Annotated in this window: 26 protein-coding genes; 10 read left to right on the top strand and 16 right to left on the bottom strand. The window is 63.8% G+C overall.

The window, feature by feature from the left end; genetic code table 11:
- Positions 1–3: 3 nt before the first annotated feature.
- Entirely contained in the window at positions 4–1,059 is a 1,056-nt protein-coding gene (locus tag IEV88_RS02835; RefSeq protein ID WP_188159772.1) for an acyltransferase family protein, read from the top strand.
- Positions 1,060–1,073: 14 nt separating this feature from the next.
- Here IEV88_RS02835 and IEV88_RS02830 read toward each other — a convergent pair whose 3' ends face one another.
- The 4 genes from IEV88_RS02830 to IEV88_RS02815 form a co-directional block, all read right to left on the bottom strand.
- The gene (locus tag IEV88_RS02830; RefSeq protein WP_188159771.1) at positions 1,074–1,724 is read right to left on the bottom strand and encodes a DNA-3-methyladenine glycosylase family protein; all 651 of its coding nucleotides are present in this window, start codon (positions 1,722–1,724) and stop codon (positions 1,074–1,076) included.
- A 9-nt stretch (positions 1,725–1,733) separates the two neighbouring features.
- The gene (locus IEV88_RS02825; RefSeq protein WP_188159770.1) at positions 1,734–2,780 is read right to left on the bottom strand and encodes an aldo/keto reductase; all 1,047 of its coding nucleotides are present in this window, start codon (positions 2,778–2,780) and stop codon (positions 1,734–1,736) included.
- A gap of 23 nt (positions 2,781–2,803) precedes the next feature.
- The gene (locus IEV88_RS02820) at positions 2,804–4,180 is read right to left on the bottom strand and encodes a glutamate--cysteine ligase (RefSeq protein ID WP_188159769.1); all 1,377 of its coding nucleotides are present in this window, start codon (positions 4,178–4,180) and stop codon (positions 2,804–2,806) included.
- A 101-nt stretch (positions 4,181–4,281) separates the two neighbouring features.
- Positions 4,282–5,094 (bottom strand): 16S rRNA (uracil(1498)-N(3))-methyltransferase, encoded by an 813-nt coding sequence (locus IEV88_RS02815; protein WP_188159768.1) that lies wholly within the window; start codon positions 5,092–5,094, stop codon positions 4,282–4,284.
- Positions 5,095–5,196: 102 nt separating this feature from the next.
- Between IEV88_RS02815 and ubiA the strand changes: the two genes are divergently transcribed.
- The 4 genes from ubiA to IEV88_RS02795 all read left to right on the top strand — a co-directional run bounded on the left by ubiA (position 5,197) and on the right by IEV88_RS02795 (position 9,590).
- Positions 5,197–6,150: a 4-hydroxybenzoate octaprenyltransferase gene (gene ubiA, locus IEV88_RS02810; protein WP_188159767.1), complete on the top strand. Its 954-nt coding sequence runs from the start codon at positions 5,197–5,199 to the stop codon at positions 6,148–6,150.
- 105 nt (positions 6,151–6,255) lie between these two features.
- Positions 6,256–6,762 carry a peptide-methionine (R)-S-oxide reductase MsrB gene (msrB, locus tag IEV88_RS02805; RefSeq protein WP_188159766.1) on the top strand — a complete coding sequence of 169 codons (507 nt, stop codon included), beginning with the start codon at positions 6,256–6,258 and terminating at the stop codon, positions 6,760–6,762.
- Between the two features lie 41 nt (positions 6,763–6,803).
- Positions 6,804–7,841 carry a ligase-associated DNA damage response exonuclease gene (locus IEV88_RS02800; protein ID WP_188159765.1) on the top strand — a complete coding sequence of 346 codons (1,038 nt, stop codon included), beginning with the start codon at positions 6,804–6,806 and terminating at the stop codon, positions 7,839–7,841.
- A 141-nt stretch (positions 7,842–7,982) separates the two neighbouring features.
- The gene (locus IEV88_RS02795) at positions 7,983–9,590 is read left to right on the top strand and encodes a cisplatin damage response ATP-dependent DNA ligase (protein WP_188159764.1); all 1,608 of its coding nucleotides are present in this window, start codon (positions 7,983–7,985) and stop codon (positions 9,588–9,590) included.
- Here the strand turns inward: IEV88_RS02795 and IEV88_RS02790 are convergent.
- The 4 genes from IEV88_RS02790 to IEV88_RS02775 all read right to left on the bottom strand — a co-directional run bounded on the left by IEV88_RS02790 (position 9,587) and on the right by IEV88_RS02775 (position 12,428).
- Positions 9,587–9,916 (bottom strand): helix-turn-helix domain-containing protein, encoded by a 330-nt coding sequence (locus tag IEV88_RS02790; RefSeq protein WP_188159763.1) that lies wholly within the window; start codon positions 9,914–9,916, stop codon positions 9,587–9,589. The genes IEV88_RS02795 and IEV88_RS02790 overlap by 4 nt on opposite strands.
- On the bottom strand, positions 9,913–10,263 hold the full coding sequence (locus tag IEV88_RS02785; RefSeq protein WP_188159762.1) for a type II toxin-antitoxin system RelE/ParE family toxin: 351 nt from the start codon (positions 10,261–10,263) through the stop codon (positions 9,913–9,915). Before IEV88_RS02785 ends, IEV88_RS02790 begins: the two co-directional genes overlap by 4 nt.
- Positions 10,264–10,381: 118 nt before the next feature.
- Complete coding sequence (locus IEV88_RS02780; protein WP_188159761.1) at positions 10,382–11,716, bottom strand: class I SAM-dependent RNA methyltransferase; 1,335 nt, start codon at positions 11,714–11,716, stop codon at positions 10,382–10,384.
- Positions 11,697–12,428 (bottom strand): TlyA family RNA methyltransferase, encoded by a 732-nt coding sequence (locus IEV88_RS02775; RefSeq protein WP_188159760.1) that lies wholly within the window; start codon positions 12,426–12,428, stop codon positions 11,697–11,699. The genes IEV88_RS02780 and IEV88_RS02775 overlap by 20 nt, the downstream gene beginning before the upstream one ends.
- A 79-nt stretch (positions 12,429–12,507) precedes the next feature.
- On the opposite strand from IEV88_RS02775, the gene IEV88_RS02770 reads away from it, so the two are divergent.
- On the top strand, positions 12,508–13,791 hold the full coding sequence (locus IEV88_RS02770) for a serine hydrolase domain-containing protein (RefSeq protein ID WP_188159759.1): 1,284 nt from the start codon (positions 12,508–12,510) through the stop codon (positions 13,789–13,791).
- Between the two features lie 2 nt (positions 13,792–13,793).
- The gene (locus IEV88_RS02765) at positions 13,794–14,210 is read left to right on the top strand and encodes a Dabb family protein (RefSeq protein WP_206711328.1); all 417 of its coding nucleotides are present in this window, start codon (positions 13,794–13,796) and stop codon (positions 14,208–14,210) included.
- Between the two features lie 118 nt (positions 14,211–14,328).
- Here IEV88_RS02765 and dxs read toward each other — a convergent pair whose 3' ends face one another.
- The 8 genes from dxs to IEV88_RS02725 form a co-directional block, all read right to left on the bottom strand.
- Entirely contained in the window at positions 14,329–16,251 is a 1,923-nt protein-coding gene (gene dxs / locus IEV88_RS02760; protein ID WP_188159758.1) for a 1-deoxy-D-xylulose-5-phosphate synthase, read from the bottom strand.
- A 132-nt stretch (positions 16,252–16,383) separates the two neighbouring features.
- Positions 16,384–16,626 carry an exodeoxyribonuclease VII small subunit gene (locus IEV88_RS02755; protein ID WP_188159757.1) on the bottom strand — a complete coding sequence of 81 codons (243 nt, stop codon included), beginning with the start codon at positions 16,624–16,626 and terminating at the stop codon, positions 16,384–16,386.
- Between the two features lie 50 nt (positions 16,627–16,676).
- Positions 16,677–17,294 (bottom strand): histidine phosphatase family protein, encoded by a 618-nt coding sequence (locus IEV88_RS02750; RefSeq protein ID WP_188159756.1) that lies wholly within the window; start codon positions 17,292–17,294, stop codon positions 16,677–16,679.
- Between the two features lie 9 nt (positions 17,295–17,303).
- Positions 17,304–18,248, bottom strand: a complete 945-nt coding sequence (locus IEV88_RS02745; protein WP_188159755.1) for a histone deacetylase family protein — start codon at positions 18,246–18,248, stop codon at positions 17,304–17,306.
- 78 nt (positions 18,249–18,326) lie between these two features.
- Entirely contained in the window at positions 18,327–19,016 is a 690-nt protein-coding gene (locus IEV88_RS02740) for an extensin-like domain-containing protein (RefSeq protein ID WP_188159754.1), read from the bottom strand.
- Positions 19,017–19,023: 7 nt separating this feature from the next.
- The gene (locus IEV88_RS02735) at positions 19,024–19,935 is read right to left on the bottom strand and encodes a metallophosphoesterase (RefSeq protein ID WP_188159753.1); all 912 of its coding nucleotides are present in this window, start codon (positions 19,933–19,935) and stop codon (positions 19,024–19,026) included.
- Between the two features lie 10 nt (positions 19,936–19,945).
- Positions 19,946–20,110: an AbrB/MazE/SpoVT family DNA-binding domain-containing protein gene (locus tag IEV88_RS02730; RefSeq protein ID WP_188159752.1), complete on the bottom strand. Its 165-nt coding sequence runs from the start codon at positions 20,108–20,110 to the stop codon at positions 19,946–19,948.
- Between the two features lie 56 nt (positions 20,111–20,166).
- Positions 20,167–21,960, bottom strand: coding sequence for an acyl-CoA dehydrogenase (locus IEV88_RS02725; protein WP_188159751.1), 1,794 nt, complete (start codon positions 21,958–21,960; stop codon positions 20,167–20,169).
- A 90-nt stretch (positions 21,961–22,050) separates the two neighbouring features.
- On the opposite strand from IEV88_RS02725, the gene IEV88_RS02720 reads away from it, so the two are divergent.
- The 3 genes from IEV88_RS02720 to IEV88_RS02710 all read left to right on the top strand — a co-directional run bounded on the left by IEV88_RS02720 (position 22,051) and on the right by IEV88_RS02710 (position 25,467).
- Positions 22,051–22,992: an L-threonylcarbamoyladenylate synthase gene (locus IEV88_RS02720; RefSeq protein ID WP_188159750.1), complete on the top strand. Its 942-nt coding sequence runs from the start codon at positions 22,051–22,053 to the stop codon at positions 22,990–22,992.
- A gap of 99 nt (positions 22,993–23,091) precedes the next feature.
- Positions 23,092–24,006 (top strand): class I SAM-dependent methyltransferase, encoded by a 915-nt coding sequence (locus tag IEV88_RS02715; RefSeq protein WP_188159749.1) that lies wholly within the window; start codon positions 23,092–23,094, stop codon positions 24,004–24,006.
- Between the two features lie 57 nt (positions 24,007–24,063).
- Positions 24,064–25,467, top strand: coding sequence for an FAD-binding oxidoreductase (locus tag IEV88_RS02710; protein WP_188159748.1), 1,404 nt, complete (start codon positions 24,064–24,066; stop codon positions 25,465–25,467).
- Positions 25,468–25,522: the final 55 nt, after the last annotated feature.

Below are 25,522 nucleotides of genomic sequence, written 5' to 3'. Positions count from 1 at the left end.
AACATGACAGCGCAAGAGTCGGGCTATCGCGTAGACTGGGTCGATTACGGCAAGGGCATCTGCATCATCCTCGTCGTGATGATGCATTCGACCTATGGCTATGGTGCAATCGCGGGTGGCGAAGGCTGGATGCATCATGTCGTCGAATTCGCCAAGCCGATCCGCATGCCGGACTTCTTCCTCATTGCCGGGCTGTTCCTGTCGCGCTCGATCCACGGTCCGCTGGCGGACTATATCGACAAGAAAGTCATCCACTTTGCCTATTTTTATGTGCTCTGGCTGGCGATCCAGAATGTCGCCCTCGAATCGGAATTGCTGCTGGCCGATCCGCTCGCCTTTGCCGTCCTGTTCGCCAAGCAACTGATCTTCCCCTCAGGCAGCCTGTGGTTCCTGCATCAGCTGCTGGTCTTCTACGTGCTGACCCGCCTCTTGCGGAATGTGCCGGCCATGGTCGTACTCGCCGCAGCCGCATTGCTGCAAACGCTGCTTTATGCCGGGCTGATCGAGACCGGCTGGTCCGTTACCGACCGCATCGCCAACTGGTATGTCTTCTTCTTTACTGGCTATGCCTGCGCACCCATGCTCTTCCGCTTTGCCAGCCTCGCTGGAAGACACAAGATCTTCGCCATCGCCGGTCTTGCCGTGTGGGGACTGACGAACTGGGGCTTTGTCGCCGCCGGGCTGGGCGAGGCCCCGATTGTCGCCCTTGCGCTGGGCATGGCAGGCGCCGGCGCGATCATCGCCGTCGCCGCGATACTGGCGGAACTGAACACCGGCAACGTTATCCGCTATGCCGGCCAGCATTCCATCGTTATCTACCTGACCTTCTTCGTGCCGATGAAAGTCGGCGAGAAGGCTCTGGGCGCAACAGGCCTGATCCCTGATATCGGTTTTGCCTGTCTCACCGTGCTGGTTATCGCCGTCGGCGTGCCGCTGGCGATCCACGCCCTGGTCAGGGGAACGCCCTTGAACTTCCTCTACCGCCGCCCCGCCCTGTTCACGCTGAACCGCTGGCAGCGCGGTGATGGCGGCAAGGCCCGCATCGCGCCCGCCGAATAGAACTGGCTGAAGGATCAGATCGGCGCCCGTCCGCGCAGCTTGGCATAATAGGTCCACAGGATATGCGCCGCGATCCCGCGCCATGGGTGCCAGTTCTCGGCCATGGCATCGAATTCCTTCATCGGCGGTTTCTCGGTGAACCCGGTCGCGGCCGCATAGGCGGCCAGAAGCGCGACATCGCCCTTCGGCCAGATATCGGCACGGCCCTCGCAGAACAGGAGGTATATCGCCGCCGTCCAAGGACCGATGCCCTTGACCGCCGTCAGCCGGGCCGCCGCTTCCCCATCGTCGAGAGTCGCCAGGTCGTCCGGATCGAGCGCGCCATCGGCAATCGCCGTCGCGACCGCCTTCACATAGCGGATCTTCGGCCCAGACAGACCGCAGGCCCGCAAATCATCCTCGGACAGCCCGAGCACCTGGTCGGGTGACACCTTCCCCAGACGCGCATCGCAGCGGGCAAGGATTGCCTGAGCCGACGGGACCGAGACCTGCTGTTCGACGATGATCCGGAACAGGCCGGGATAGCCGCCGGGCCGCCGCCTGATATGCGGCTTGCCTTCTATCCCGGACAGCGCCCGCGCCAGCGGCGCCGACCGCTCCGCCAGGTCAGCACAGGCAGCGCCGACATCGGCGAAGACATTCAGCTCACGGACGGGCTTGGTCACGAACGGCCTTTACGGGCAGGGATTGGGCTGGCCGACATGCACGTTGTTGACGGCATCGTTCAGCTCATCCGTCCACGCGATCGACAGGGACTCGAACACGGTCTGCAGCTGGTCCATGCCATTGGCGCCGAAAATGTTTGACGTGACCCAGGGCCGCGTCGTCACGAACTGGAACGCCATCGCAGACGGGTCGAGACCGAAATCCTTCGCCACCTGCAGATAGCCGCGCAGCGCCTTTTCCTTGCCTGGCGTCTGGTAGCGGTCGGCCTTGCCGAACCAGTCGCGGCGCGAGCCCTTGGGCGTCTCGCCATCGAGATATTTACCCGACAGCTCGCCCTGCGCCAGCGCCGAATAGGCGAGCAGGCCGACATCCTCCTTCATCGCCACTTCGGCAAGGCCGATCTCGAAGGTCCGGTTGAGCAGCGAATAGGCATTCTGGATCGACGCGGCCCGCGGCAGGTCGCGCGTCTCCGCCTCCTTCACATGGCGCATGACGCCATAGGCGGTCTCGTTGGACACGCCGAAGGCACGGATCTTCCCGGCCTTTTTCAGCTCGCCCATGACCTGAAGCGTCTCGAGGATCGCGTCGAAGTCTTCCTCGTAATGAGTATAGCCCTTCAGATCACGACCGAAGGTCGGCACGCGCCGGTCCGGCCAGTGGGTCTGATAGAGGTCGATATAATCCGTCTGCAGATTTTCAAGAGACCGGTCGACGGCGAACTCGATATCCTTGCGCTTCAGGCGCGGAATGCTGCCCCACGGCCGCATATAGTCAAAACCGGACTGGCCCATCACCTTGGTCGCCAGCACGATCCTGTCGCGCGCGCCGCGATCCTTCAGCCAGCGCCCGACAATGCGCTCGCTCTCACCCTGCGTCTCTTTTTTCGGGGGGATCGTGTACATCTCGGCGGTGTCGAAGAAATTGATCCCGAAATCGAGGCACGCATCCATCTGCTGAAAGGCCAGATCCTCGCCGATCTGTTCGCCATACATCATCGTGCCAAGGCATAGCGACGTCACATCGATGCCGGTCCGGCCCAGCGGTCTCTTTTCCATTCTGCTCTCCTTGAGGCCGACGGTCAGTAAGCGTATTTTTCGTACAGCTTGCGCATGTCGCGGTCGAGTGGACCGGTGTAATCCTCGAGGATCACATCGGCGAGTGTCTTCCCGCTTTCGACGATTTCCTGCAGCGGGCCGAGAAAGCCGGTCTCGTCATTGCCGCCGAGATCCGTCGCGGCGCGGTCCTTCAGCCCCTGGCGGGAGATCGTCAGCACTTCGCGCGCGATATCGCGCAGCCTGTGCTTGCCGATCTTCGCCTCGAGGCCTTTCTTTGCCGCATCGACGCGCAGCTCGTGGCGCTGTTCGACCGTCCAGCCCTTGACCACGTCCCAGGCCGCATCGAGGCTGCCGCCTTCATACAATATCCCGACCCAGAACGCCGGCAGCGCGCAGATGCGCGCCCATGGTCCGCCATCGGCGCCGCGCATCTCCAGGAATGTCTTCAGCCGCACCTCAGGGAACGCCGTGGACAGATGATCCTTCCAGTCCTCGATGCTGGGATAGACGCCCGGCGCGATCGGCAATTGCCCCGCCATGAAATCGCGGAACGACAGCCCGGCCGCGTCCTCATAGCCGTTCTTGCCATAGTGGAAATACATCGGCACGCCGAGCATATAGTCGACATAACGCTCGAAATCGAACCCGTCCTCGAACACGAAATCCAGCATGCCGGTGCGGTTCGGGTCGGTGTCGGTCCAGATATGGCCGCGATAGGAGCGCCAGCCATTCGGCTTGCCCTCGGTCAGCGGCGAGGAGGCGAACAGCGCATTGGCGAGCGGTTGCAGGGCGAGCGAGGTGCGGAACTTCGCCACCATGTCGGCCTCGCTGGCATAGTCGAGATTGACCTGCACAGTCGAGGTGCGGTGCATCATGTCGAGACCGAGCGTGCCGACCTTGGGCATGTAATTGCGCATGATCGTATAGCGGCCCTTGGGCATGCGCGGCATCTCGTCCCGCGTCCAGTTCGGCGTGAAGCCCATGCCGAGGAAACCGATGCCGAGCGGCTCGGACACCTTCCTGACCTGCTCGAGATGGCTGCCGACCTCGCTACAGGTTTGATGCACATGCTCCAGCGGCGCACCAGAAAGCTCGAACTGGCCGCCCGGCTCCAGCGAGATCGAGGCGCCGTCCTGCTTCAGGCCGAGCAGGCGATCGCCTTCGTGGATGGGCTCCCAATTGAACTGCTCGGCAAGACCGTTCAGGATCGCACTGATCGAGCGCTTGCCTTCGAACGGGATCGGCTTGAGGTCGTCCCAGGTGAAGCCAAACTTCTCGTGCTCGGTGCCGATACGCCAGTCGGCCTTCGGCTTGCAGCCGGATTCCAGATGGGCAATGAGATCGTCCTTGCCCTCGATCGGCGGGGCATCCTGGCGGGTCGACGCATCAAGCTGGGTCATGAGACACTTCCAATCACGCTGGCACTCGAGGGCGCTGTGGCGAGAGCCATAACCTTTCTCGCAGGCTTGTCAAAGCCGCGATTGGCCCCTCGCCCGGCGGCTCACCGGACGGTGAAGCCTTCAGATAGGTCGCCCAGCGCCGCTTGCCAGAGGGTGATGGCGGCAAAGGCGGCGGTGTCGGCACGCAGGATGCGCGGTCCGAGGGTGACCGGCGTGACGAAATCCTGACGGCGCAACAGGTCGCGCTCCTCCGGCGTGAAGCCGCCTTCGGGCCCGGTCAGGATCGCCCATGATACCTGCCTGGAGGGCAGCGGCGTGTCGCGAAAGGCGGCGAGCGCCTCCAGCATTGGCCTGGCGCGGCCCCCGGCCCCGCCCCAGCGCTCGCCATCCTCGTCGCCCGCCTCGTCGCAGAAGATCAGCCGCCGGCCCGGATAGGTCTCCTGCCAGCTGCCGATGACAGCTTCCAGCTTTTCCGTCGCGCGCACCTCCGGCACGTCCAGCCGCTCGGACTGTTCCGCCGCCTCGATGGTATTGGCCGCCAGCCGGTCTTCCTTGACGCGGTTGACGATGGTGCGCGCCGTCATCACCGGCTGCAGGATGGAACAGCCGAGCTCCGTCGCCTTCTGGGCGATCTGGTCAATCGGCGCCTTCTTCACCGGCGCGAACAGCAGGGCGAGGTCCGGCGAGGCCGCCTGCTCCCGCGTGCGCTCCACAAGCGAAATGACGCAGTGCTTCTTGTGCGCCGTCGCGATCTCGGCGGCCCATTCGCCATCGCGCCCGTTGAACACCAGGAGCGGCGCGCCCGCCTCCTTGCGCAAGACGGTGACGAGATAATGCGACTGGTCAGCCGGCAGGGTCACTGTGCCCGCATCGGTCAGGTCGTCCTGCACGAAAAGTCTCGGTGTCGTTGCCATGGTTCATCCTTCAGTCAGGCCTTCTCATACCGGATGTCCAGCGCCAACAGCAAACACCCTTCGGCTTGACTAAGCCACGCGGTCAGCCGACACCATCGGGCGATGAGCAGCGACGACACCCCCCAGCAACCTCCAAAGGACTCAACGCCGGACGCCGAGCACGAAAGCTTCGTCGACTACATGCCGCCTGCGCTCCGCCCCTGGCTGCGGCTGATGCGGGCCGACAGGCCGATCGGCACATGGCTGTTGCTGCTGCCCTGCTGGTGGGGCCTTGCGCTCGGCGCCGCGACGCCGCTGCCCCGCTACAGCGATCTTGCCAGCCTGCTGTTCTTTACCATGCTGATGGCGGTCGGTGCCTTCGTCATGCGTGCGGCGGGCTGCATCTATAATGATATCGTTGACCGCGACATCGACGCGAAAGTCGCCCGTACCGCCAACCGCCCCCTTGCCTCGGGCCGCGTCTCGCTGACGGGCGCGTGGGCGCTGCTGGTGGCCCTCAGCCTGATCGGACTTCTGGTCCTGATCCAGTTCAACCTCACCGCCATCCTCACCGGCCTTGCCGCCCTCGGCCTCGTCGCCGCCTATCCGTTCATGAAGCGGATCACCTGGTGGCCCCAGGCATGGCTGGGGCTGACCTTCAACTGGGGCGTCCTCGTCGGCTATGCCGCGGTGACCGGCACGCTCGGCTGGCCGGCCTTCCTCCTGTGGGGGGCGGGCATCTTCTGGACGCTAGGCTATGACACGATCTACGCCCATCAGGACAAGGAGGATGACGCGCTGATCGGGGTCAAATCCACCGCGCTGCGGCTCGGCGAGCGCACCCAGGCCTGGCTTGTCCGCTTCTACACCGCCACCGTGATCCTGGCCGCCATCGCCGGGCGGCTCGCGGGGATGAATTTCTGGTTCTTCCTGCTGCTGGTCGCACCCATGGCCCATTTCAGCTGGCAGATCTGGCGGCTCAAGACCGACGACCCCGCCACCTGCCTGAAACTGTTCAAATCCAACCGCGATGCCGGACTGATCATGCTCGGCGCCCTGCTGGCGGGATTATTCTAGTCACGCCCTGTCACACTCCGGTGAGAGCGGTGGAACGCCCGGTGCATATCGCGCGTATGCCTCGTATATAAAGTGAAAGCAATTCCCGGAGGATAAATGGATACTATGAGCAGACGCGGATTTCTTGGCGGTATTGCAGGTGCGACGGCAGCCCTTGGCGGCGCGAGGGCGCAGGACAAATCGACCGAGCCGCCCCGCGGCGAAATCACCGATTACGACAAATGGCAACTTTCCGAGACCGAATGGAAAGAGCGCCTGACCGATGAGGAATATTACGTCCTGCGCAAGGAAGGCACCGAGCGCGCCGGCACCTCGCCGCTGAACAAGGAAAAACGCGACGGCACCTTCGTCTGCGCCGGTTGCGGCTGGCCGCTGTTCTCGTCCAAGACCAAATATGAATCCGGCACCGGCTGGCCGTCCTTCTATGACACCCTGCCCAACGCCGTCGGCACCAAGGAAGACAACACCTTCTTCATGAAGCGTACGGAATATCACTGCGCCCGTTGCGGCGGCCATCAGGGCCATGTCTTCAATGACGGCCCGGCCCCGACCGGCCTGCGCTATTGCAACAATGGCGTCGCGCTGGACTTCAAGCCGAAAGAGCAAGCCTGACCGAGTTGGCGCTGACACGGCCCGGCCCTATCTTCTAGCGGATGATCCGGCCCGACCAGCTTCTCTGTCCCTCCCCGGCCGGGCTTTATTGCCCGCCCGGGGATTTTTATATCGACCCGGTGCGCCCGGTCGACCGGGCGGTGATCACCCATGGCCATGCCGACCATGCCCGCGCCGGCCACGGCACCGTGCTGGCGACGCCGGAAACGCTGGCGATTATGGCCGTGCGCTATGGCGAGGAATTCACCGCGCGGCGCCAGTCCCTCGGCTATGGTGAGACCACCACCATCAATGGCGTCGAGGTCAGCTTCGCCCCCGCCGGCCATGTGCTCGGCTCGGCCCAGGCGATCACGACATGGAAGGGCATGACCATTGTCTGCACCGGCGACTACAAGCGCCGCGAGGACCCGACCTGCCCGCCCTTCGAGCCGATACCCTGCCATGTCTTCATCTCCGAGGCGACCTTCGGCCTGCCGGTCTTCGTCCATCCCGACACCCGCGGCGAGATCGCCAAGCTGTTGGGCAGCGTGCAGCACAACCCCGACCGCGCCCATCTCGTCGGCGCCTATGCGCTCGGCAAGGCGCAGCGGATCATCACCCTGTTGCGGCTGATGGGCTATGACCAGCCGATCTACATCCATGGCGCCCTGCAACGCTTGTGCGATCTGTATGAGGAGCATGGCGTCGATCTCGGCGAATTGCGCCCGGCGACCATCGACGCAAAGGATGGCCCTGATGGAAAAAAAGGGGGAAAGCAGGACTTCGCCGGTCAGGTCATCATCGCCCCGCCCTCGGCCATACAGGACAAATGGGCGCGGCGCTTCCCGGACCCCCTGCCCGCCTTCGCCTCCGGCTGGATGCGCGTGCGCCAGCGCGCCAGGCAGCGCGGCGTCGAGCTGCCGCTGATCATCTCCGACCATGCCGACTGGACCGAGCTGACCGACACGATCACCGAGGTGAACCCTGAAGAGCTTTGGGTCACCCATGGCCGGGAGGAGGCGCTGGTGCGCTGGGCCAGCCTGAAGGGTCTGAAGGCCCGGCCCCTCTCCCTCGTCGGCTATGAGGACGAGAACGAGTAATGCACATGGTGGCGTCTTTCTCACCGCCTCGCCCGTCGTGGCCCGGCTTTGCCGGGCACCCCAGGGTGAGGCTCACCAAGAAAACCCTCATCCTGAGGTGCCGCGAAGCGGCCACGAAGGACGAGGGTTGAAGATACCGATATGCAGCGCTTTGCCGACCTTCTCGACCGCCTGATCCTGACGCCGTCGCGCAATGGCAAGCTGCGCCTGATGGAGGATTATTTCCGCGCCGTGCCGGACCCGGAGCGCGGCTGGGCGGTCGCCGCCATCACCCGCGATCTCGACATCCGCTCGGTCAAGCCGGCCATGCTGCGCGAGATGACGGCGGAACGGGTGGATGCGGAGCTTTTCGCGCTCTCCTATGACTATGTCGGCGATCTGGGCGAGACCATCTCCCTGATCTGGCCAGGCAAGCGCGGCGCCAACTATCAGGTCAGCCTGACCGAAGTGGTCGAGACCCTCAATGCCATGAGCCGGACGGAGGCGCGCGGCACCGTCGCGACCTGGCTCGATGCCCTCGACCCGACCGCCCGCTGGGCGCTGATCAAGCTGATCACCGGCGGCCTGCGCATCGGCGTCGGCGCCCGCCTCGTCAAGCAGGCGCTGGCCAATTTCGGTGGCAAGCCGATCCAGGACATTGAGGAATTATGGCACGGCCTCGCCCCGCCCTATACGGCGCTTTTCCAGTGGCTCGAGGGCAAGGCGGACAAGCCGGAAAACGCGATGAAGGCCCCCTTCCGCCCGGTCATGCTCGCCCATGCCATCGAGGAGGCCGACAAGCCGCGCATCGACCTGTCGGAGAACGCCTTTGAATGGAAATGGGATGGCATCCGCGTTCAGGCCGTCGCCGAAGGCGGCCAGACCCGGCTTTATTCTCGCACCGGCGACGACATCTCCAACGCCTTCCCCGATCTTGTAGAGAGCATGGAGTTCGACGCCGCCATCGACGGCGAATTGCTGGTCTATGACCCGGCCGAGCCGCCCTTCGCCGTGCGGCCCTTCAACGACCTGCAGCAGCGCCTGAACCGCAAGACGGTGACGAAAGCCATGCTGGCGGACTATCCCGCCTTCATCCGCGCCTATGACCTGCTCTGGCATGACGGGCAAGATTTGCGTGGCCTGCCCTTCGAGGAGCGCCGCGCCCTCTTGGAGCGCTTCATCGACACCGAAAAGCCCGCCCGGTTCGATCTCTCGCCCACTGTCAGTGTAAAGAGCTGGGAGCATCTGGCCGAGCTGCGCGCCAATCCGCCCCTCGACGCCATCGAAGGGCTGATGCTGAAGAAACGATCCTCCGTCTACGTCCCCGGCAGGCCCAGGGGCGAGTGGTGGAAATGGAAGCGCCAGCCCTTCCTCATCGACGCCGTCCTGATGTATGCCCAGCGCGGCCACGGCAAGCGCTCGTCCTACTATTCCGACTACACCTTCGGCTGCTGGCGGCAGGACGAAAACGGCACCGACGAGCTGGTGCCGGTCGGCAAGGCCTATCACGGCTTCACCGATGAGGAGCTGAAAAGAATAGACCGCTATGTCCGCAACAACACGATCGACCGCTTCGGCCCGGTCCGTTCGGTCAGGGCGAGCAAGGAGGAAGGGCTGGTGCTGGAGATTGCCTTCGAGGGCCTCGCCCGCTCCAAGCGCCACAAATCCGGCGTCTCCATGCGCTTCCCCCGCATCAGCCGCCTGCGCTGGGACAAACCCGCCGCCGACGCCGACCGGCTGGAAACGCTCGAAGCGATGATCCCGGATTAATTCAGGTCGGGATCGGTGTAGGCCTCTAACAGAACGGGACTGTCGTCATCGAAATAGACCCCGAAAAACGGCTTGCCCCCCAATGCCCGGATATATTCAAGGATCGTGGAGATATGCGGATCGTTGCGCCGCTCCATCTCGGAAACATGGCCCTGCTTTGTCTGAAGCCGCTCGGCCAGTTCCACTTGCGTAACCCGGCGCATCTTGCGCAGCGCCTGAAGCCCTTCGACTTCAGCTATGAGTTCCTGCGCCCGCGCCTCGATGCGTTTTTGAGAGGCGCGGGGCAAAGATTTGATAAAATCATCTGCGTTGACGGGCTTTTTCATTTCAGCTTACTCACATGCTTGGCCAGACGGTCATCCGCTGCCTTGATAAGATCTTTGTAGAAACGTTTCTGATTTTGACCCCGTTTATCGGCACCAATCAGCAAAATCGCATTTCGTTCCGGATCGAACGCGAATGCCACACGCCAAACGCCTTTCTCGGCCTCGAACCGTAACTCTTTCATATTTGGGAATTTCGATCCCGAAAGAGTATCCACGTGCGGTCTTGGCGTCTGCGGACCATATTGCTGGAGAAGCCTGATTTTAGCGGAAAGCTCCTCTTTGACCTTCAAAGACCATTCATCAACTTCCTCGACAAATTCCGGATGAATAAGAACTTGCCAGACCATGATTCAAATCCTCAAAAACCAGCTGAATTTGAGGGCTGGCCATCATAGCACCCAATCATAGGCATGCCCGACTTTTCGAAAAATATAGCGACAAAAGTATATTGCGTCAAGACGATATTTACCGCCGCCTGAACACCGCCGCGACCTCGATATGGGGCGACCAGATGAACTGGTCGACGGGCTGGACCGCCTCGAGCCGATAGCCGCCCGCCGTCAGGATGGCCGCGTCGCGGGCGAAGGTCTTCGGGCTGCAGGAGACGCCGACGACGACCGGCACGGCGCTGGCCGCCAGTTGCTCGGCCTGCGCCTCGGCCCCGGCGCGCGGGGGGTCGAACACCACCGCCTCGAAGGATTTCAGCTCGTCCGGCATCAGCGGCTGGCGGAACAGGTCGCGCACCTGTGTCGTGATCGGCCGCAGCCCCGGCTGGTTGCGCCCGGTATTGATCGCGGCAATCGCTTCGGGCACGGATTCAACGGCGTGGACATTAGCCCGCTTCGCCATGGCAAAGGTGAAGGTGCCGGAGCCCGAGAACAGGTCGGCGACATGACCAGCCTCACCAATGCCATCGAGCACGACGCGCTGCAGCGTTTCCTCGCCATCCTTCGTTGCCTGCAGGAAGCCCTTGGGCGGCAGCGGCACAGGGCTGCCGGCAAAGGTCACCGTCACCGGCCCCGGCACATAGAGCGGTACACGGTTCAGGGTCAGCCGCGACAGCTTCATGGCGCGGGCGAGTTCCGTCAGCGCCTCGCGCGCGGCCAGGTCCAGGTCCTCCTCGGCGACATCGCCGCCGAGATCGACATCGGCGCCAGTGTCGGTGAGCGTGACGAAACAGGTGAACCACGCCGTCGGGTTGAGGCGGAACAGCGGCTCGCACAGCCGGGCGACATCGCCGCGCAGGGCGAACAATTCCGGGTCGAGCACATGGCATTCTTCCATCGGCACCAGCCGGTGCGAGCCCTTGGCGAGGAAGCCGATCTGCGCCTTGCCGCCGATCCAGCGTACCGAATACCCCGCGCGGCGGCGCATCCTCGGCGAGGACGACAACAGCGGCAGCACCTCTACATGGGACAGCCCTTCGCGCGACAATGCCTGGCGGATCAGCCCCTGTTTCCACGCATTGTAATAATCCGTATCGAGATGCTGCAGGGCGCAGCCACCGCATTCATCGCCCATTTTCTGGTCATTGGGGCCATCCTCCCGCGCATGCCCGAAATGGCGGCAGACCGGCGCCTTGCGCACGGCGCTTTCCTTCACCAGCCCGGTCAGCTGCGCCCTGGTGCCGGTGACCGTCAGCTGCGCGACATCGCCCGGCGCCGCGAAGGGCACATGCACGGTCTTGTCAGCCACAATCGCTGTGCCATCGCCCTGCAGGCCGATGGCGACGATCTCCGCCTCCGCCGCGACCGGCTTTGGTGCCTTCGCGGGCTTGCGCTTATGTCTTCTTCCGGGCACCAATCAAGAACTCCCTGTTACCATCGCCGCCCGCAATCGGGCTCTCGCACCAGCCGAGCGGCTCGAACCCCTCTCCCGCGATCCAGTCCAGCATCGCCTCGGCAACGCCTTCGGCATTCTCGCGGCCCGGGCGCACCAGCCCGCCCTTGCCGATCTCGCCGCGGCCGACCTCGAATTGCGGTTTGACGAGAGCGAGGCAATGGCCGCCGGGGCGGATCAAGTCAAGAGCCGGCGGCAAGGCCTTCTTCAGGCTGATGAAGGACACATCCGTGACGACCAGGTCGAGCGGCTCAGCCACCAGAGCGGGCGACAGGTCCTTAGCGTGGGTCTTTTCGAGATTCACCACTCGGCTGTCGCCGGCGATCCTGTCATGCAACTGGCCATGGCCGACATCCACGGCATGGATCTTCGCCGCCCCGCCCGCCAGCAGCACATCGCAGAACCCGCCGGTCGACGCGCCAAGGTCGAGGCAAATCATCCCCGCCGGATCGACGCCGAAGTATTCCAGCGCCTTTTCCAGCTTCAGCCCGCCGCGCGAGACCCAGCGCAGCACCTCCCCCGACAGTGTCACCTCATCGCCAGCGCCGATCTTGCGCGAGGGCTTGTCGGCGACGGTGCCATTGACCCGCACCAGCCCGGCGGCAATCGCCGACTGGGCGCGGGCGCGGCTCTCGCACAGGCCGCTTTCAACGAGATGAAGGTCAAGACGCATGGCCGGTCTATAGCCCGGTTTTGCAGGCTGGTCATCCCGCCCGCACTTCCCTTATGCTGGGCCAAAAGAGGAGGAATGAATGAAAAACCCACTCGCGGCACTCCTGTCCGCTGCCCTGCTCACATCAGGCGGGGGCATGACCACCGCCCACGCTCAGGAATCCGCCTTCACGGTCCAGGATGCGGTCATCGACGAGACGCTGCAGGCTTATGTCGAGACCGGCAGGATTGCCGGGGCGACGGCGCTCGTCTGGCAGGACGGCGAAGAAGTCTATGCCGGCAGTTTCGGCATGGCCGACCGCGAGGCAGGCCGCGCGATGAGCCGCGACACGCTGTTCCAGATCTATTCCATGACCAAGCCCGTCACCGGCGTTGCCCTCATGACCCTGTGGGAGGACGGCAAGTTCGACCTCGACGATCCGCTGTCGGACTATCTGCCGGAATTTGCCGACATGACGGTCTTCGCCGGGTTCGATGCCGATGGCGAGCCGGTGTTCGAACCAGCGAAGCGCGCGATAAAAGTCATCGACATCCTGCGCCACACGGCGGGCCTCGGCTATGCCAGCGAGATGAAGGAATATCCAGCCCATCTCTACCGCGAGGCCGGGGTGATGGATAACAGCCAGACGCTGGACGAGTTCAGCCAGAACATTGCCTCCCAGCCGCTCTATTACCAGCCCGGCGGCGAATGGAAATACAGCGCCTCGGTCTCGGTCCAGGCGCGCCTCGTCGAGGTGCTCTCCGGTCAGGAGTTCGACACCTATCTGCGCGAGACCATCTTCGAGCCCCTCGGCATGGACAGCGCGACGCGCTATGTCGCGCCCGAAGACCGCGAGCGCCTCGCCGGCTTCTATTCCGACGCCTCGGGCACGCTGGAGCGCGTCCCCGACATCCAGGCCTATGCCGGCGTCTATAATCGCAGCGCCTTTCAGGCTGGCGGTTTCGGCCTCGTCATGGAGATCGACGACTATATGCGCTTTGCCCGCATGCTGCTGAATGGCGGCGCGCTCGACGGCGCGCGCATCCTTGAGGCCGAAACGGTCGAGTTGATGGCGACGGACCACCTGCCCGCCACCGTGCAGGACGTGAACTGGCTGCGCAACAAGGGCCAGGCCGGGTTCGGCCTGAACTTTGCCGTGCGTATCGCGCCGCCTCTGAAATCATACGAGGCGTCAGGCGCGGTCGGCGAGTTCTTCTGGGATGGCTATGCCTCGACCCTGTTCTGGGTCGATCCGGCCAATGATCTTGCCGCCGTCCTGCTGGTCCAGAAAGTGCCCTTCGATGAAATCGGCCTGCACAAGGCCTTCCGCGATGCCGTCTATGCCGGCTCGGCCTTCGCCGCGCCTCAACCAAATGGAGAATGAAAATGATGCGTTTCCTGGCAATCCTGACACTGATCTTTGCCGCACCCTTTACAGCCGCCAATGCGGAGGATGAAATGTATTCCCACCTTGTCTTTTTTGAACTGACCGACAAGAGCGACGACGCCAAACAGGCGCTGATCGACGGTTTCGAGACTTATCTGGCGCCCCATGACGGCATCCTCGTCTACACCGCCAGTATCCGCGACGAGAGCAAGCAGCGCGATGTCAATGATCTGACATTCGATGTCGCCCTGACGCTGGTGTTCGAGAGCGTCGCCGCGCAGGACGCCTATCAGGTGACCGACGCCCACAAGCAGTTCATCGAGGAGTTGAGCGGCAACTGGGCCAGCGTGCGGGTATTCGATTCCACGATCCCGGCGGGCAGCCTGACCATCATCGGCGGCGCCGAAACAGAATAGGCAGGCCGACTAAAGCGTTTCCCGGTGAAGTGGAAACCGGTTCACCGTCAGGAAACGCGACAAAAAAGGAGACAGGATCATTTCAGCGTTTCGATAGAACGCTGAAATGATCTGGGTCTTACGCTCTGATGTCGCCCGCCTGCACGATCATCTTTTCCATGCCGAGGGCACGGCGGGCGGCATTGGCGATGCCCATGGCATCGAGGCCCGCCTCTTCATACATCCGCGCCGGGCTGGCATGGTCCTGATAGAAATCGGGCAGCGTCAGCGTACGGATCTTCAGCCCGCCATCCAGCAGGCCTTCGTCCGAGAGATAGTGCAGCACGAAAGCGCCGAAGCCGCCCTGTGAGCCCTCCTCGACGGTGATCACCACTTCATGCTCCTTGACCAGCCGTCGGACCAAATCGTGGTCGAGCGGCTTGGCAAAGCGGGCATCGGCGACAGTGGTCGACAGGCCCTGCGCGCCCAGCATGTCGGCGGCCTTCAGGCATTCGCCCAGGCGTCCGCCAAGCGACAGGAGCGCGACCTTGGTGCCTTCCTTGACGATGCGGCCCTTGCCGAGCTCCAGCACCAGCGGCCTCTCCGGCATTTCCACGCCGATCCCTTCGCCGCGCGGGAAGCGGAACGCGATCGGGCCCTCGTCATACATCGCCGAGGTATGGGTCATGTGGACCAGCTCCGCCTCGTCGCCCGCCGCCATGATCACCATGTTCGGCAGGCAGCCGAGATAGGCGAGATCGAACGCGCCGGCATGGGTCGCGCCATCGGCGCCGACCAGCCCGGCCCGGTCGAGCGGGAAGCGCACCGGCAGGTTCTGCAGGGCGACATCATGCACCACGCTGTCATAGGCGCGCTGCAGGAAGGTCGAATAGATCGCCGCATAGGGCTTCAACCCCTCGGCAGCGAGACCGGCGGCGAAGGTGACCGCATGCTGTTCGGCAATGCCGACATCGAAGGTGCGGTCGGGGAATTCTTCCATGAACTTGGTCAGGCCGGTGCCGTCCGGCATGGCGGCGGTGATGCCGACGATTTTCTCGTCGCGGCGGCCTTCCTCGACCAGCTGCTGTCCGAATACGGACGTATAGGACGGCGCGTTGGATTTGCCTTTGTGCTGCTTGCCGGAGATGACGTCGAACTTGGCGACGCCGTGATATTTGTCAGCAGAGGTCTCCGCCGGGGCATAGCCCTTGCCCTTCTGGGTCACGACATGAACCAGCACCGGGCCATCGTCGATGTCGCGAACGTTTTCCAGCACGTCGATCAGGTGATCCATGTTGTGACCGTCGATCGGGCCGACATAATAGAAACCCAGTTCCTCGAACAGCGTGCCGCCGGTGACCATGGCGCGGGAATATTCCTCAGCCTTCGCCGCTTTTTCATACAGCGTCTTGGGCAGCTTCTTGGCCAGTTGCTTGGCAAAAGAGCGGAAGCCCTGATAGGCGCCGGACGAGGCCGCGCGGGCGAGATAGGCACTCATCGCGCCGACCGGCGGGGCGATCGACATGTCGTTGTCGTTGAGGATGACCGTCAGCCGCTTGCCGAGATCGCCGGCATTGTTCATCGCCTCATAGGCCATGCCGGCGGACATCGACCCGTCGCCGATCACGGCGATGACGCGATTGTCCTCGCCCTTCATGTCGCGGGCGACCGCCATGCCGAGGGCCGCCGAGATCGACGTAGCCGCATGGGCTGCGCCGAACGGGTCATATTCACTCTCGACGCGCCTGGTGAAGCCCGACAGGCCGCCTTCCTGGCGCAGGGTGCGGATGCGGTCGCGCCGCCCGGTCAGGATCTTGTGCGGATAGCACTGGTGGCCGACATCCCAGATCAGCTTGTCGTCCGGCGTGTTGAACAGATAATGCAGCGCCACGGTCAGCTCGACCACGCCGAGCCCGGCCCCCAGATGCCCGCCGGTGACCGAGACCGCATCAATCACCTCTTCCCGCAACTCATCGGCCAGTTGCCGCAGCTGGCTGCGATCGAGATCGCGCAGATCGGCCGGCAGGGTCACTTTATCGAGGAGCGGGGTTTCAACAGCCATAGGTTTTATCCGTTACTATCTAATAGCGTCACAGGAGTTTCACAGTCCTATGGGGCGAAATCAAGCCACGCTTGCGGCAAGGGTTTGAAAAGAGCGAGAAAAGTGATGGCAAAGTGTCGCCATCGCCGGTCCTCACTCAAACGACGCCGGTTCGGTCCGTACCTCGCCGGTCTCGCTCAGCATGATCTTGTCGACCTTTTCCTTGGCATCCTTCAGCTTTTTCTCGCAATGGGCCTTAAGCACCGCGCCGCGCTCATACAGCTCGATCGACGTCTCCAGCGGGGCGTCGCCTTTTTCCAGCGTCGAGACGATGCCTTCCAGTTCCTGCAGCGCTGCCTCGAAAGACAGGCCGGCGATATTCTTCTTGTCCGCCATTCTTTCCTCCTGGGTTAGGGCCGGGCTCCTGATTTTCACAGGACCGGGTGTTATTCCGCCACCGCCGGCTTGCCATTCGCTTGCGATTCCGGCGCTTCCATCTCATAGGCGCGCCACGACCAGTAATCATTGCCGCCCTGGTGGTCGACCCGCGCCCAGCGGCGTTTCTTGCACATATGCCGATCGATCATCCAGTTGAGATAGCCATGAGCGCACAGCAGCACGTCGCCTTCCGCCGAGAGGTCGATAAGCCGGTCGGCGATCTGCGACACCCGGCGCCAGGCGGCGACGTGGTTTTCCGTCTCATCGGGCGCATAGCCGAGGAACCAGAAGGTGCGAGAGACCACGCCCCACGTGCCGGGCCGCAACCTGATCCACGGTACTGGCGGCGGCGGCAGCGGCGCTTCGACGAACAGCGCGTCCTGCGGCACGATGCGGGCCCCCTCGACGATATGGTCAGCGGTCTCGATGGCGCGGGGCAGGGTCGAACACAGCACATGCTCGCAATTGGCGGCAGCATCGATCAGGCTGCGCGGCGGTTCCTCGTCGGGATAAAGCCCGCTTTCATCATATCGCGCCCACCAGTCGCCATACTCCCGCGCGGTGATCCGCACGTTCCGGTCGAGATTGGGGCGCCCGTGGCGCGCGGTTATGATTCGGCCCACCATTGGTCCGGATTAGCCGATTTGGCCCGGTGAGGCGAGCGCTTTCACATGCGCTGCGGCAGACTTTCCAAGTGCATCAAGGTCATAGCCGCCTTCCAGTACCGAGATGATGCGGCCCGCGCAGGTGTCCCGCGCAATCGCGCTGATCTCCACGGTGACCCAGGCGAAATCCTCCTCGACCAGTTGCAGCCCGCCCAGCGGGTCGGCGGCATGGCCATCGAAACCGGCGGAAATGACGATGAAGTCCGGCGCGAAATCCGACAGCGCAGGCAGCAGCCGCTCGCCCCAGGCGCGGCGGAAGGCCTGGCCGCCCTCGCCCCGCGCCAGGGGCTGGTTGGCGATCTGGTCGTGGAGGCCGCGATCGCTCTGCTTGCCCGTGCCCGGATATTGCGGCCATTCATGGGATGACGCGAAGAACGCAGTCTCCCGGTCCCAGAAAATGGCCTGCGTGCCATTGCCGTGATGGACGTCGAAATCGACCACCGCAACGCGGGCACAGCCATGGGCCGCCTGCGCATGCAGCGCGGCGATAGCGGCATTGTTGAAGACGCAGAAGCCCATGGCCCGGTCCTGCTCGGCGTGATGGCCCGGCGGCCGGGCGATGATGAAGGCATTGTCGGCCTCGCCCGCCATCACCGCATCGACGGCCGCAACGGCAGCGCCTGCGCCGCGACGGGCGGCAGACAGGGAATGCGGCCCCATGAAGGTGTCGGGATCGAGCTGTGCCCAGCCCTCATCCTGCGGAGCCTTTGCGCGCACCAGGTCGATATGCGCCTGCGGATGGGCAAGCGCGATGCGGTCCCACGCCGCTTCCGGCGCCGCGCGGCGGATCAGGTCGTCGAAGTCGCCATGGGAAAGCGCAGCCTCGACCGCGCCATAGCGCGACTGGCGTTCCGGGTGGCCGGGCGGGACTTCGTGCTGGCCAAAGTCCGAATGGCTGTAGAGAAGCGTTGTCATGGTCCCGTTATGCCAAGACCGCGCGCCGACGAAAAGCGGTTTGATGACGCGGGGCCCCACGGTTTTAAGCGCCCCGCCTCATCGGCAGGTCATGAACGGTCCCATGTCGAGGTGAAAGTGATTGGCATGGGCGTTGTTATAGTCAGGCCCCAGCACAACGGCAAAGCGCTCGCAGGCGCGCTCGTGCACGGTGTCGAGGAACCGGCCCGCCTCACTGTCGTCGCCCCAATCGTCGAGAACCGAGATCTCGCTTGAATCCTCCAGCACGAAACCGGCAATGTCGATGGCATTGGCATAGGCGTGCTCGGACCGCCGCCCACCCGGGCGGTTGTTGACATTGCGGCAGGCATAAGTGCCGTAATGGCGGATACGGATGATCTCGCGGCCCAGCATCTCCTCCGCCGCCGGTTTCAGGTCATGCTCCTCCCAGACCGCCAAGGCGACCAGTGCCGGGCATGTCAGGGTGATATCGCCGCCATAGGAAATGCTGGACTGGCGCAACTGCGCGACATTCTCGAAGCCGCAATTCTCGCCCGTCTCCCGGTCCGGCAGGAACTCGACATCAAGGTCGCTCTGCTCGAGTACGGCGCGGCATTCATCGCCATTCATGCGCAGGCGGGTCAGCTTCATGCCGGTGAGAAAGGTCGGCGCGTCAGCGATCGCCAGCGGCTCGAACGGGTTGAACCGGTCGGGCACATGGCGGTCGAGCACATAAAAACCGCCTGCGGTCACAAGGGCGCAGACGATCAGGAAAGCGAGCAGTTTCATGCCTGCGCTAACACGGCCCGTAGGAAATCGTCAGCATGTCGATGACCGGCGGCACGTTGAACCGCATCGGCAGCCCGACCATGCCAGTGCCCGAGGTAACGAACAGATTCCCGCGCCGTTCCTCGCTATAGCCATAGCGCAACGTGTCGCAGGCAAAGGTCAGGGCGCAGGTCACTAACGGAATATTGATCTGCCCGCCATGGGTATGACCGGCCACCATCAGGTCGAACGCCGGCAGGGTGCGGCGCTCTTCCAGGACATCCGGATTGTGCTCGATGGCGAAAGTGAAGGCCCCTGGGGCGGGCGGCTCCGGCGTTACCCAGTCGCCATCGCGCTGGGCGCCCCAATGGTCCGGCAGGCCGATAATGTTGACCGGCTGGCCGCCGGCCTCTGCCGCCACGGCACCGCCATCGAGCACGGTGACACCGAGCGCGTCCAGCGTCCCGATCAGCGGCCGGGTCAGGTCCTCGCCCGACAGGCCGACATCGTGATTGCCCATAGTGGCAAAAGCCGGTGCTGTCAGATCGGCCAATGGCGCGAACAGGTCCGGCAAGTCCTCCGCTGGCGGATGATAAGTAAAATCGCCGGGGATCAGCACCAGGTCGGCGTCCAGCCCGTTCACGCGTTCCACGATCCGGCGGACCGGCATGGCATTGTCGAAGATGCCGTTATGAGTGTCGGAAAAGACAGCCGCCCGCACCTCCCCCACAGCCGCCGCCGTACAGATATTCAGCTCATGCTCCTTCACCAGAAGGATGCGCGGCTCAACGAAGCGGGCATAGGCCAGAACGCTGAGAAAGGCCAGAAACAGCCCCAGCAGCACCTTGCGCATGCGCCAGTCCTTCCGGATCATCAGCCACAGGATGACCGGCACGGCGAGAAAATAGAGATAGCTGGCGTAGTAGAGGAGGAGTTGCATGGAGGACGGTTTATTCCGTCCCTTCTTTTTTTGAAAGCAGAAGAGATCCGTCTGACGACGGCGCGCAGATCAGCTCATCGCCGTCCTTCAACCCCAGTTCCTCAACCAGCTTATCAGGAAGGATCACCATCCCGTTTTCGTCATCATAGGGGAAAACCTTTGTGATGTAGGCCATTCTTGATCTCCTTGGCATCAAGGATGGACTGCAATCACGACTATTGAAAGGCGAAATTATCCCGCCAGCAGTGCCGGATCGATCTCCCGCACGGTCTGTTCGCCCGCCATCGCCGCCGTGGCGCAGGCGCCAGCGCGCGGCAGCAGGTTGTCGGCATAGAACCGGGCAATGGCGATACGCGCGGCGTGATAGGCCCGATCGCCCTCTTCCAGCCCGGCAGCCACCAGCGCGCCCTTGCCGAGATAATGCCCGCCAGCGACATAGCCGAACTGGTCGAGATAGGCGCTCGCGCCGGCGAGGGCATCCTCTGCCTTGCCGCGACCACCGGCCTCGACCATCCAGCGGGTCACCGCCTCCAGCCGCTCGGCCTCGGCCTTGAGCTGCTGGCCGATGGCCTCGAGATCGCCCGTGCCGGAGGCCATCAGCGCATCGGCATTGTCCTTCACCTCGGCGATGAAATCATAGGCAAGCTTGCCGCCGCCCATGCCGAGCTTGCGCCCGATCAGGTCGATCGCCTGGATGCCGTTGGTGCCTTCATAGATCGCGCAGATGCGCACGTCGCGCAGATGCTGCGCCGCGCCCGTCTCCTCGACATAGCCCATGCCGCCGAAGACCTGAATGCCGAGCGATGTCGATTCGATCGCCCGTTCCGACGAGAACCCCTTGGAGACCGGCGTCAGCAATTCCTCGCGCTCCTTGGCGAGCCGCGCCGTTTCCAAGTCGGGCGAATGATGGGCGACATCATGGGCGACCATGTTGGCATAGCAGATCGCGCGCGAGGCATCGGTCAGCGCCTTCATCGTATAGAGCTGGCGGCGGACATCAGGGTGCTGAATGATCGCCACCTGCGGCCCCGACTTCACGCCAAACGCCCGCCCCTGCGTGCGGTCCTGGGCATAGGCGAGCGCCGACTGGAAGGCGTGTTCTGCGACGCTGACGGCCTGCATGCCGACATCGATGCGGGCCGCGTTCATCATCACGAACATGTTCTTCAGGCCCTCATTCTCCTTGCCCACGAGGGTGCCATAGCATTCCTCATTGTCGCCAAAGGCGAGCTGGCAGGTCGGGCTGAGATGCTGGCCCAGCTTGTGCTCTATCCCGGTGCAGCGCACATCATTGCGCTCGCCGAGCGAGCCGTCTTCGTTGACATGATATTTGGGCACAAGGAACATCGAGATGCCGCGCGTGCCTTCCGGCGCATCCGGCAGGCGGGCCAGCACGAGGTGGCAGATATTCTCCGTCAGGTCATGCTCGCCATAGGAAATCCACACCTTGTTGCCCTTGATCCTGTAGCGGCCATCGCCTGCCGGCTCGGCCTTGGTGCGGATCACCGATAGATCGGAGCCTGCCTGCGGCTCCGACAGATTCATCGTCCCCGCCCATTCGCCGGACACCATCTTCTCCAGATACAGCTTCTTCTGCTCCTCCGTACCGTGAGCAAGCAGCGCCTTGACCGCGCCGGTCGTCAGGCAAAAGCCCATGGACAGGCCGATGCACGCCCCGAACAGCGCGTCGGAGACGCACAGCGCCAGCGTCTGCGGCAGGTCCTGGCCGCCATATTCCTCCGGGAAGGCGAGCGAGCCCCAGCCGCCTTCGGTATACTGGCTATAGGCCTCCCGGAATTCCGGCGGCAGGGTGACGACACCATCCTTCAGGCTCGCGCCTTTCTCGTCGGCAGCCTGGTTCAGCGGCGCCAGCACATTGTCGGCGAGCTTGCCGACTTCCTCCAGCACGGCGGTGACCAGTTCCGGGCCGAGATCGTCCCAGGCGCCGGTCTGGCGCACGGCGTCGAACCCGGCCATGTGGTCGAGGATGAATTGCATGTCGCGCACGGGCGTCTTGTAGGTCATGGGGTCACTCCGATCTTTGTCTGAACTATAGTAGAGCGGCCCCAGATTTTTGTAGCCTTGTGCGCAGTTCATCTGCAGTTATGACCCGATATGTCACACCCGATCGTCGCCTATAGCCCCGAGGCCGCCGGACAGGCCGCCCGCATCTTGTCAGACGGCGGGCTTGTCGCCGTGCCGACGGAGACGGTCTATGGCCTCGCGGCGGACGCGACCGACGACCGCGCTGTCGCCAGAATTTACGAGGCCAAGGGCCGGCCGAGCTTCAATCCGCTGATCATCCATGTGACCGGGCTGGAGATGGCATCCCGCTATGCCGTTATCTCCCCGCTGGCCGAAACGCTCGCCGCCGCCTTCTGGCCCGGGCCGCTGACCATGGTCCTGCCGGTCAGGCCCGATAGCGGCCTGTCGACGCTCGTCACCGCCGGGCTCGACACCGTCGCCATCCGCTGTCCGCAATCGCTCCCCGCACAGGCGATCCTAGCCGCCTTGGGCCGGCCCTTTGCTGCCCCCAGCGCCAACCCGTCCGGCGGTCTCAGCCCGACCAGCGCCGCCCATGTCGCGGCCGCTCTTGGCGAAAAGGTCGACATGATCCTTGATGATGGCCCGTCCTCGGTCGGGGTCGAGTCGACCATTATCGCGGTCGGCGAGACCCTGACCCTGCTGCGCCCCGGCAGCATCACGGTCGCGCAAATCGAGAAGATTACCGGCCAAGGCGTTGAGGTGAAAGAGCAAACCGGAACGATTCTGGCCCCGGGCATGATGGAGAGCCATTACGCGCCCAAGGCCCTGTTGCGCCTCAACGCAACTGCACCGGAGACCGGTGAGGCGTTTCTCGGCTTCGGCGCAACCACCGCCCCCGGCGCTCTCAATCTCAGCCCGTCCGGCGACCTGACCGAGGCAGCGGCGAATCTCTTTGCCTTCCTTCACCGGCTCGACGACACCGCCAACCGCATCGCCGTGGCGCCGATCCCGGACACAGGCCTCGGCATCGCCATCAACGACCGCCTGCGCCGCGCCGCGGCACCGCGCTGACCGGCCCACCTGACAGTCTCACTCAACCACTGGCAGCAAGGCCCTGTTCCCCCTTCACGAAATGCCTTAAGAGGAGGCACCTTAGAGAGGGAGACCCCCATGATCACCAAACCCATGACCACCAGATACGCCCTGCTCGGCTCCGCCGCCCTCCTGCTCGCCCTTGCGGCCTGCGGCCAGCCAGCTGACGACACCGCCGAAACCACGACGCCTGCCGAGACTGCTGAAGTGGCTGAAAATGACACCGGCGACATGGCAATGGCCGACGATACCGATGTCGAGATGGAAGTCGTCTCTGACGACGCCGATACGGCCACGGCCGTCGACACCGGCTATGCCCAATATCTGAGCCGCCCTTCCCGCCCGGAAGGCGATGCCGCCGATGACGCATCGCGCAAGCCCGCCACCGTTCTCGCCTTCATGGACCTGATGCCCGGCATGACCGTCCTGGAACTCGAAGCAGGCGGCGGATACTATACCGAGCTGCTGTCCTATGCCGTTGGCGAGGATGGCGAGGTCATCATGCAGAACCCGGCGGAATTCGACGCCTTCCTCGGCGATGCCGTCACCAACCGCCTCGCCGATGACCGGCTCGCCAATGTCACCTATTCCAGGTCAGACTTCGACGATCTCGAACCGGCCGATGCCTCGGTCGATCTCGTCACCTGGATTCTCGGCCCGCACGAGCTGTACTTCTTCCCGGAGAACAAGCCGGACGGCTTCGGCGACCCGGCGGCTTCCTATGCCGAAATATTCCGCGTGCTGAAACCGGGCGGTGCCTTCGTCGTGATCGACCATGCCTCTGCCTCCGGCGACCCGGAGACGACCGGCGGCACCACCCACCGCATCGACCCCGCGATCGTCATCGAACTCGCCGAGGCGGCTGGATTCCAGCTCGAAGCCCGCTCCGACGCGCTCGCCAATCCGGGCGACGACTACACCAAGGGCGTGTTCGACCCGGCGGTTCGCCGCAACACGGACCGCTTCCTGTTGAAATTCAGGAAACCGGCCTAAGATCATCAGGGCGGGCATTGCGCCCGTCCTTTTGAGTCAGCCGGAGGCAACAGGTTCATGGTCCTCGACCAACTGCATATCGACGCCCTCGCCGCCATCACCGGCCCGAGGGGCGTCATCGGGGAGGCTGACAGCGCGCCTTACCTGACCGAGTGGCGCGGGCGCTGGACCGGAACGGCACCGATCATCCTCGCCCCCGCCAGTGTCGAGGAAGTCTCGAAGATCGCCGCCTGGTGCCATGAGCACGCTATCGGCATCACGCCGCAGGGCGGCAATACCGGCCTCGTCGGCGGCCAGGTCCCGGACGGGCAGATCCTCATCACAATGAAGCGCCTGCGCGCCGTGCGCGATGTCTCAGCCGACAACAACACGATGACGGTCGAGGCGGGGCTGACGCTGGCGGAAGCTCAAGCAGAAGCCGGGAAAGCCGACCGCCTCTTCCCCCTGTCCATCGGCTCGGAAGGCAGCTGCCAGATCGGCGGCATAATCTCCACCAATGCCGGCGGGGTGAATGTCATCCGTTATGGCAATATGCGCGACCTCGTGCTGGGCATCGAGGCGGTGCTGCCCGACGGCACGGTCTGGAACGGCCTCAACCGCCTGCGCAAGAACAATACCGGCTATGATTTGAAACACCTTTTCATCGGCGGCGAAGGCACGCTCGGCCTCGTCACCGCCGCGGTGCTGAAGCTCTATCCGCGCCCGGCCCAGAGCGTGACCGTGTTCACCGCCCTGCCGTCGGCCCGCGCCGCGGTCGACCTGCTCTCGCTCATGCAAGGCGAGACCGGCGGTATGGCGGCTTCCTTCGAACTCCTCAGCGCCGCAACCCTCGACCTGACCCTGAAACAGTTTCCAGGCCTGCCGCGCCCGGTCGAAACCCGTGCACCGTTCTACACCCTGATGGAATTCACCAGCGGGTCCGGCACCGACCTTGCCGGCAAGATCGAGGCCGCGCTCGCAAAAGCGATGGAAAAAGACCTCGTCCTCGACGGCACCATCGCCCAGAACCAGACTCAGGCGGGCGAGCTCTGGCAGATCCGCCACAACGTCTCCGAAGCGATGAAGAAAGACCCGGCTTACTGCGTCAAATGCGATATCTCCGTGCCGGTGCAGGACATCCCGGCCTTCCTCGAGGAGACCGGCAAGGCGGTCGAGAAAACCGCGCCCGGCGCCCGGGTCATCGCCTTCGGCCATATGGGCGACGGCAATATCCATTACGATATTCTGGGTCCGGAGGCTGGCGAACACGACGCCTTCAAGGCCCGCTCGCAAGAGATGGAGCGGCTGGTCCATGACACGGCCATCGCCCATGGCGGGTCGATTTCCGCCGAGCACGGCATCGGCATTCTCAAGCGCGCAGAACTGGCCGAGCGCAAGGACCCCGCCGAGATGCGGATGATGCGCGCGATCAAGCAGGCGCTCGACCCCAAAAACATCATGAATCCCGGCAAGCTGCTCTGAGCCAAAAAAAGACCCGGCCGGATTGCTCCGGGCCGGGCCTTCACGCAGGAATAGT

Origin of the sequence: Aquisalinus flavus (assembly GCF_014640095.1) — a bacterium.
Lineage (GTDB): Bacteria > Pseudomonadota > Alphaproteobacteria > Caulobacterales > Parvularculaceae > Aquisalinus > Aquisalinus flavus.
The sequence above is the reverse complement of the archived record's forward strand: the minus strand, read 5'-3'. Positions and strand labels throughout refer to the sequence as shown.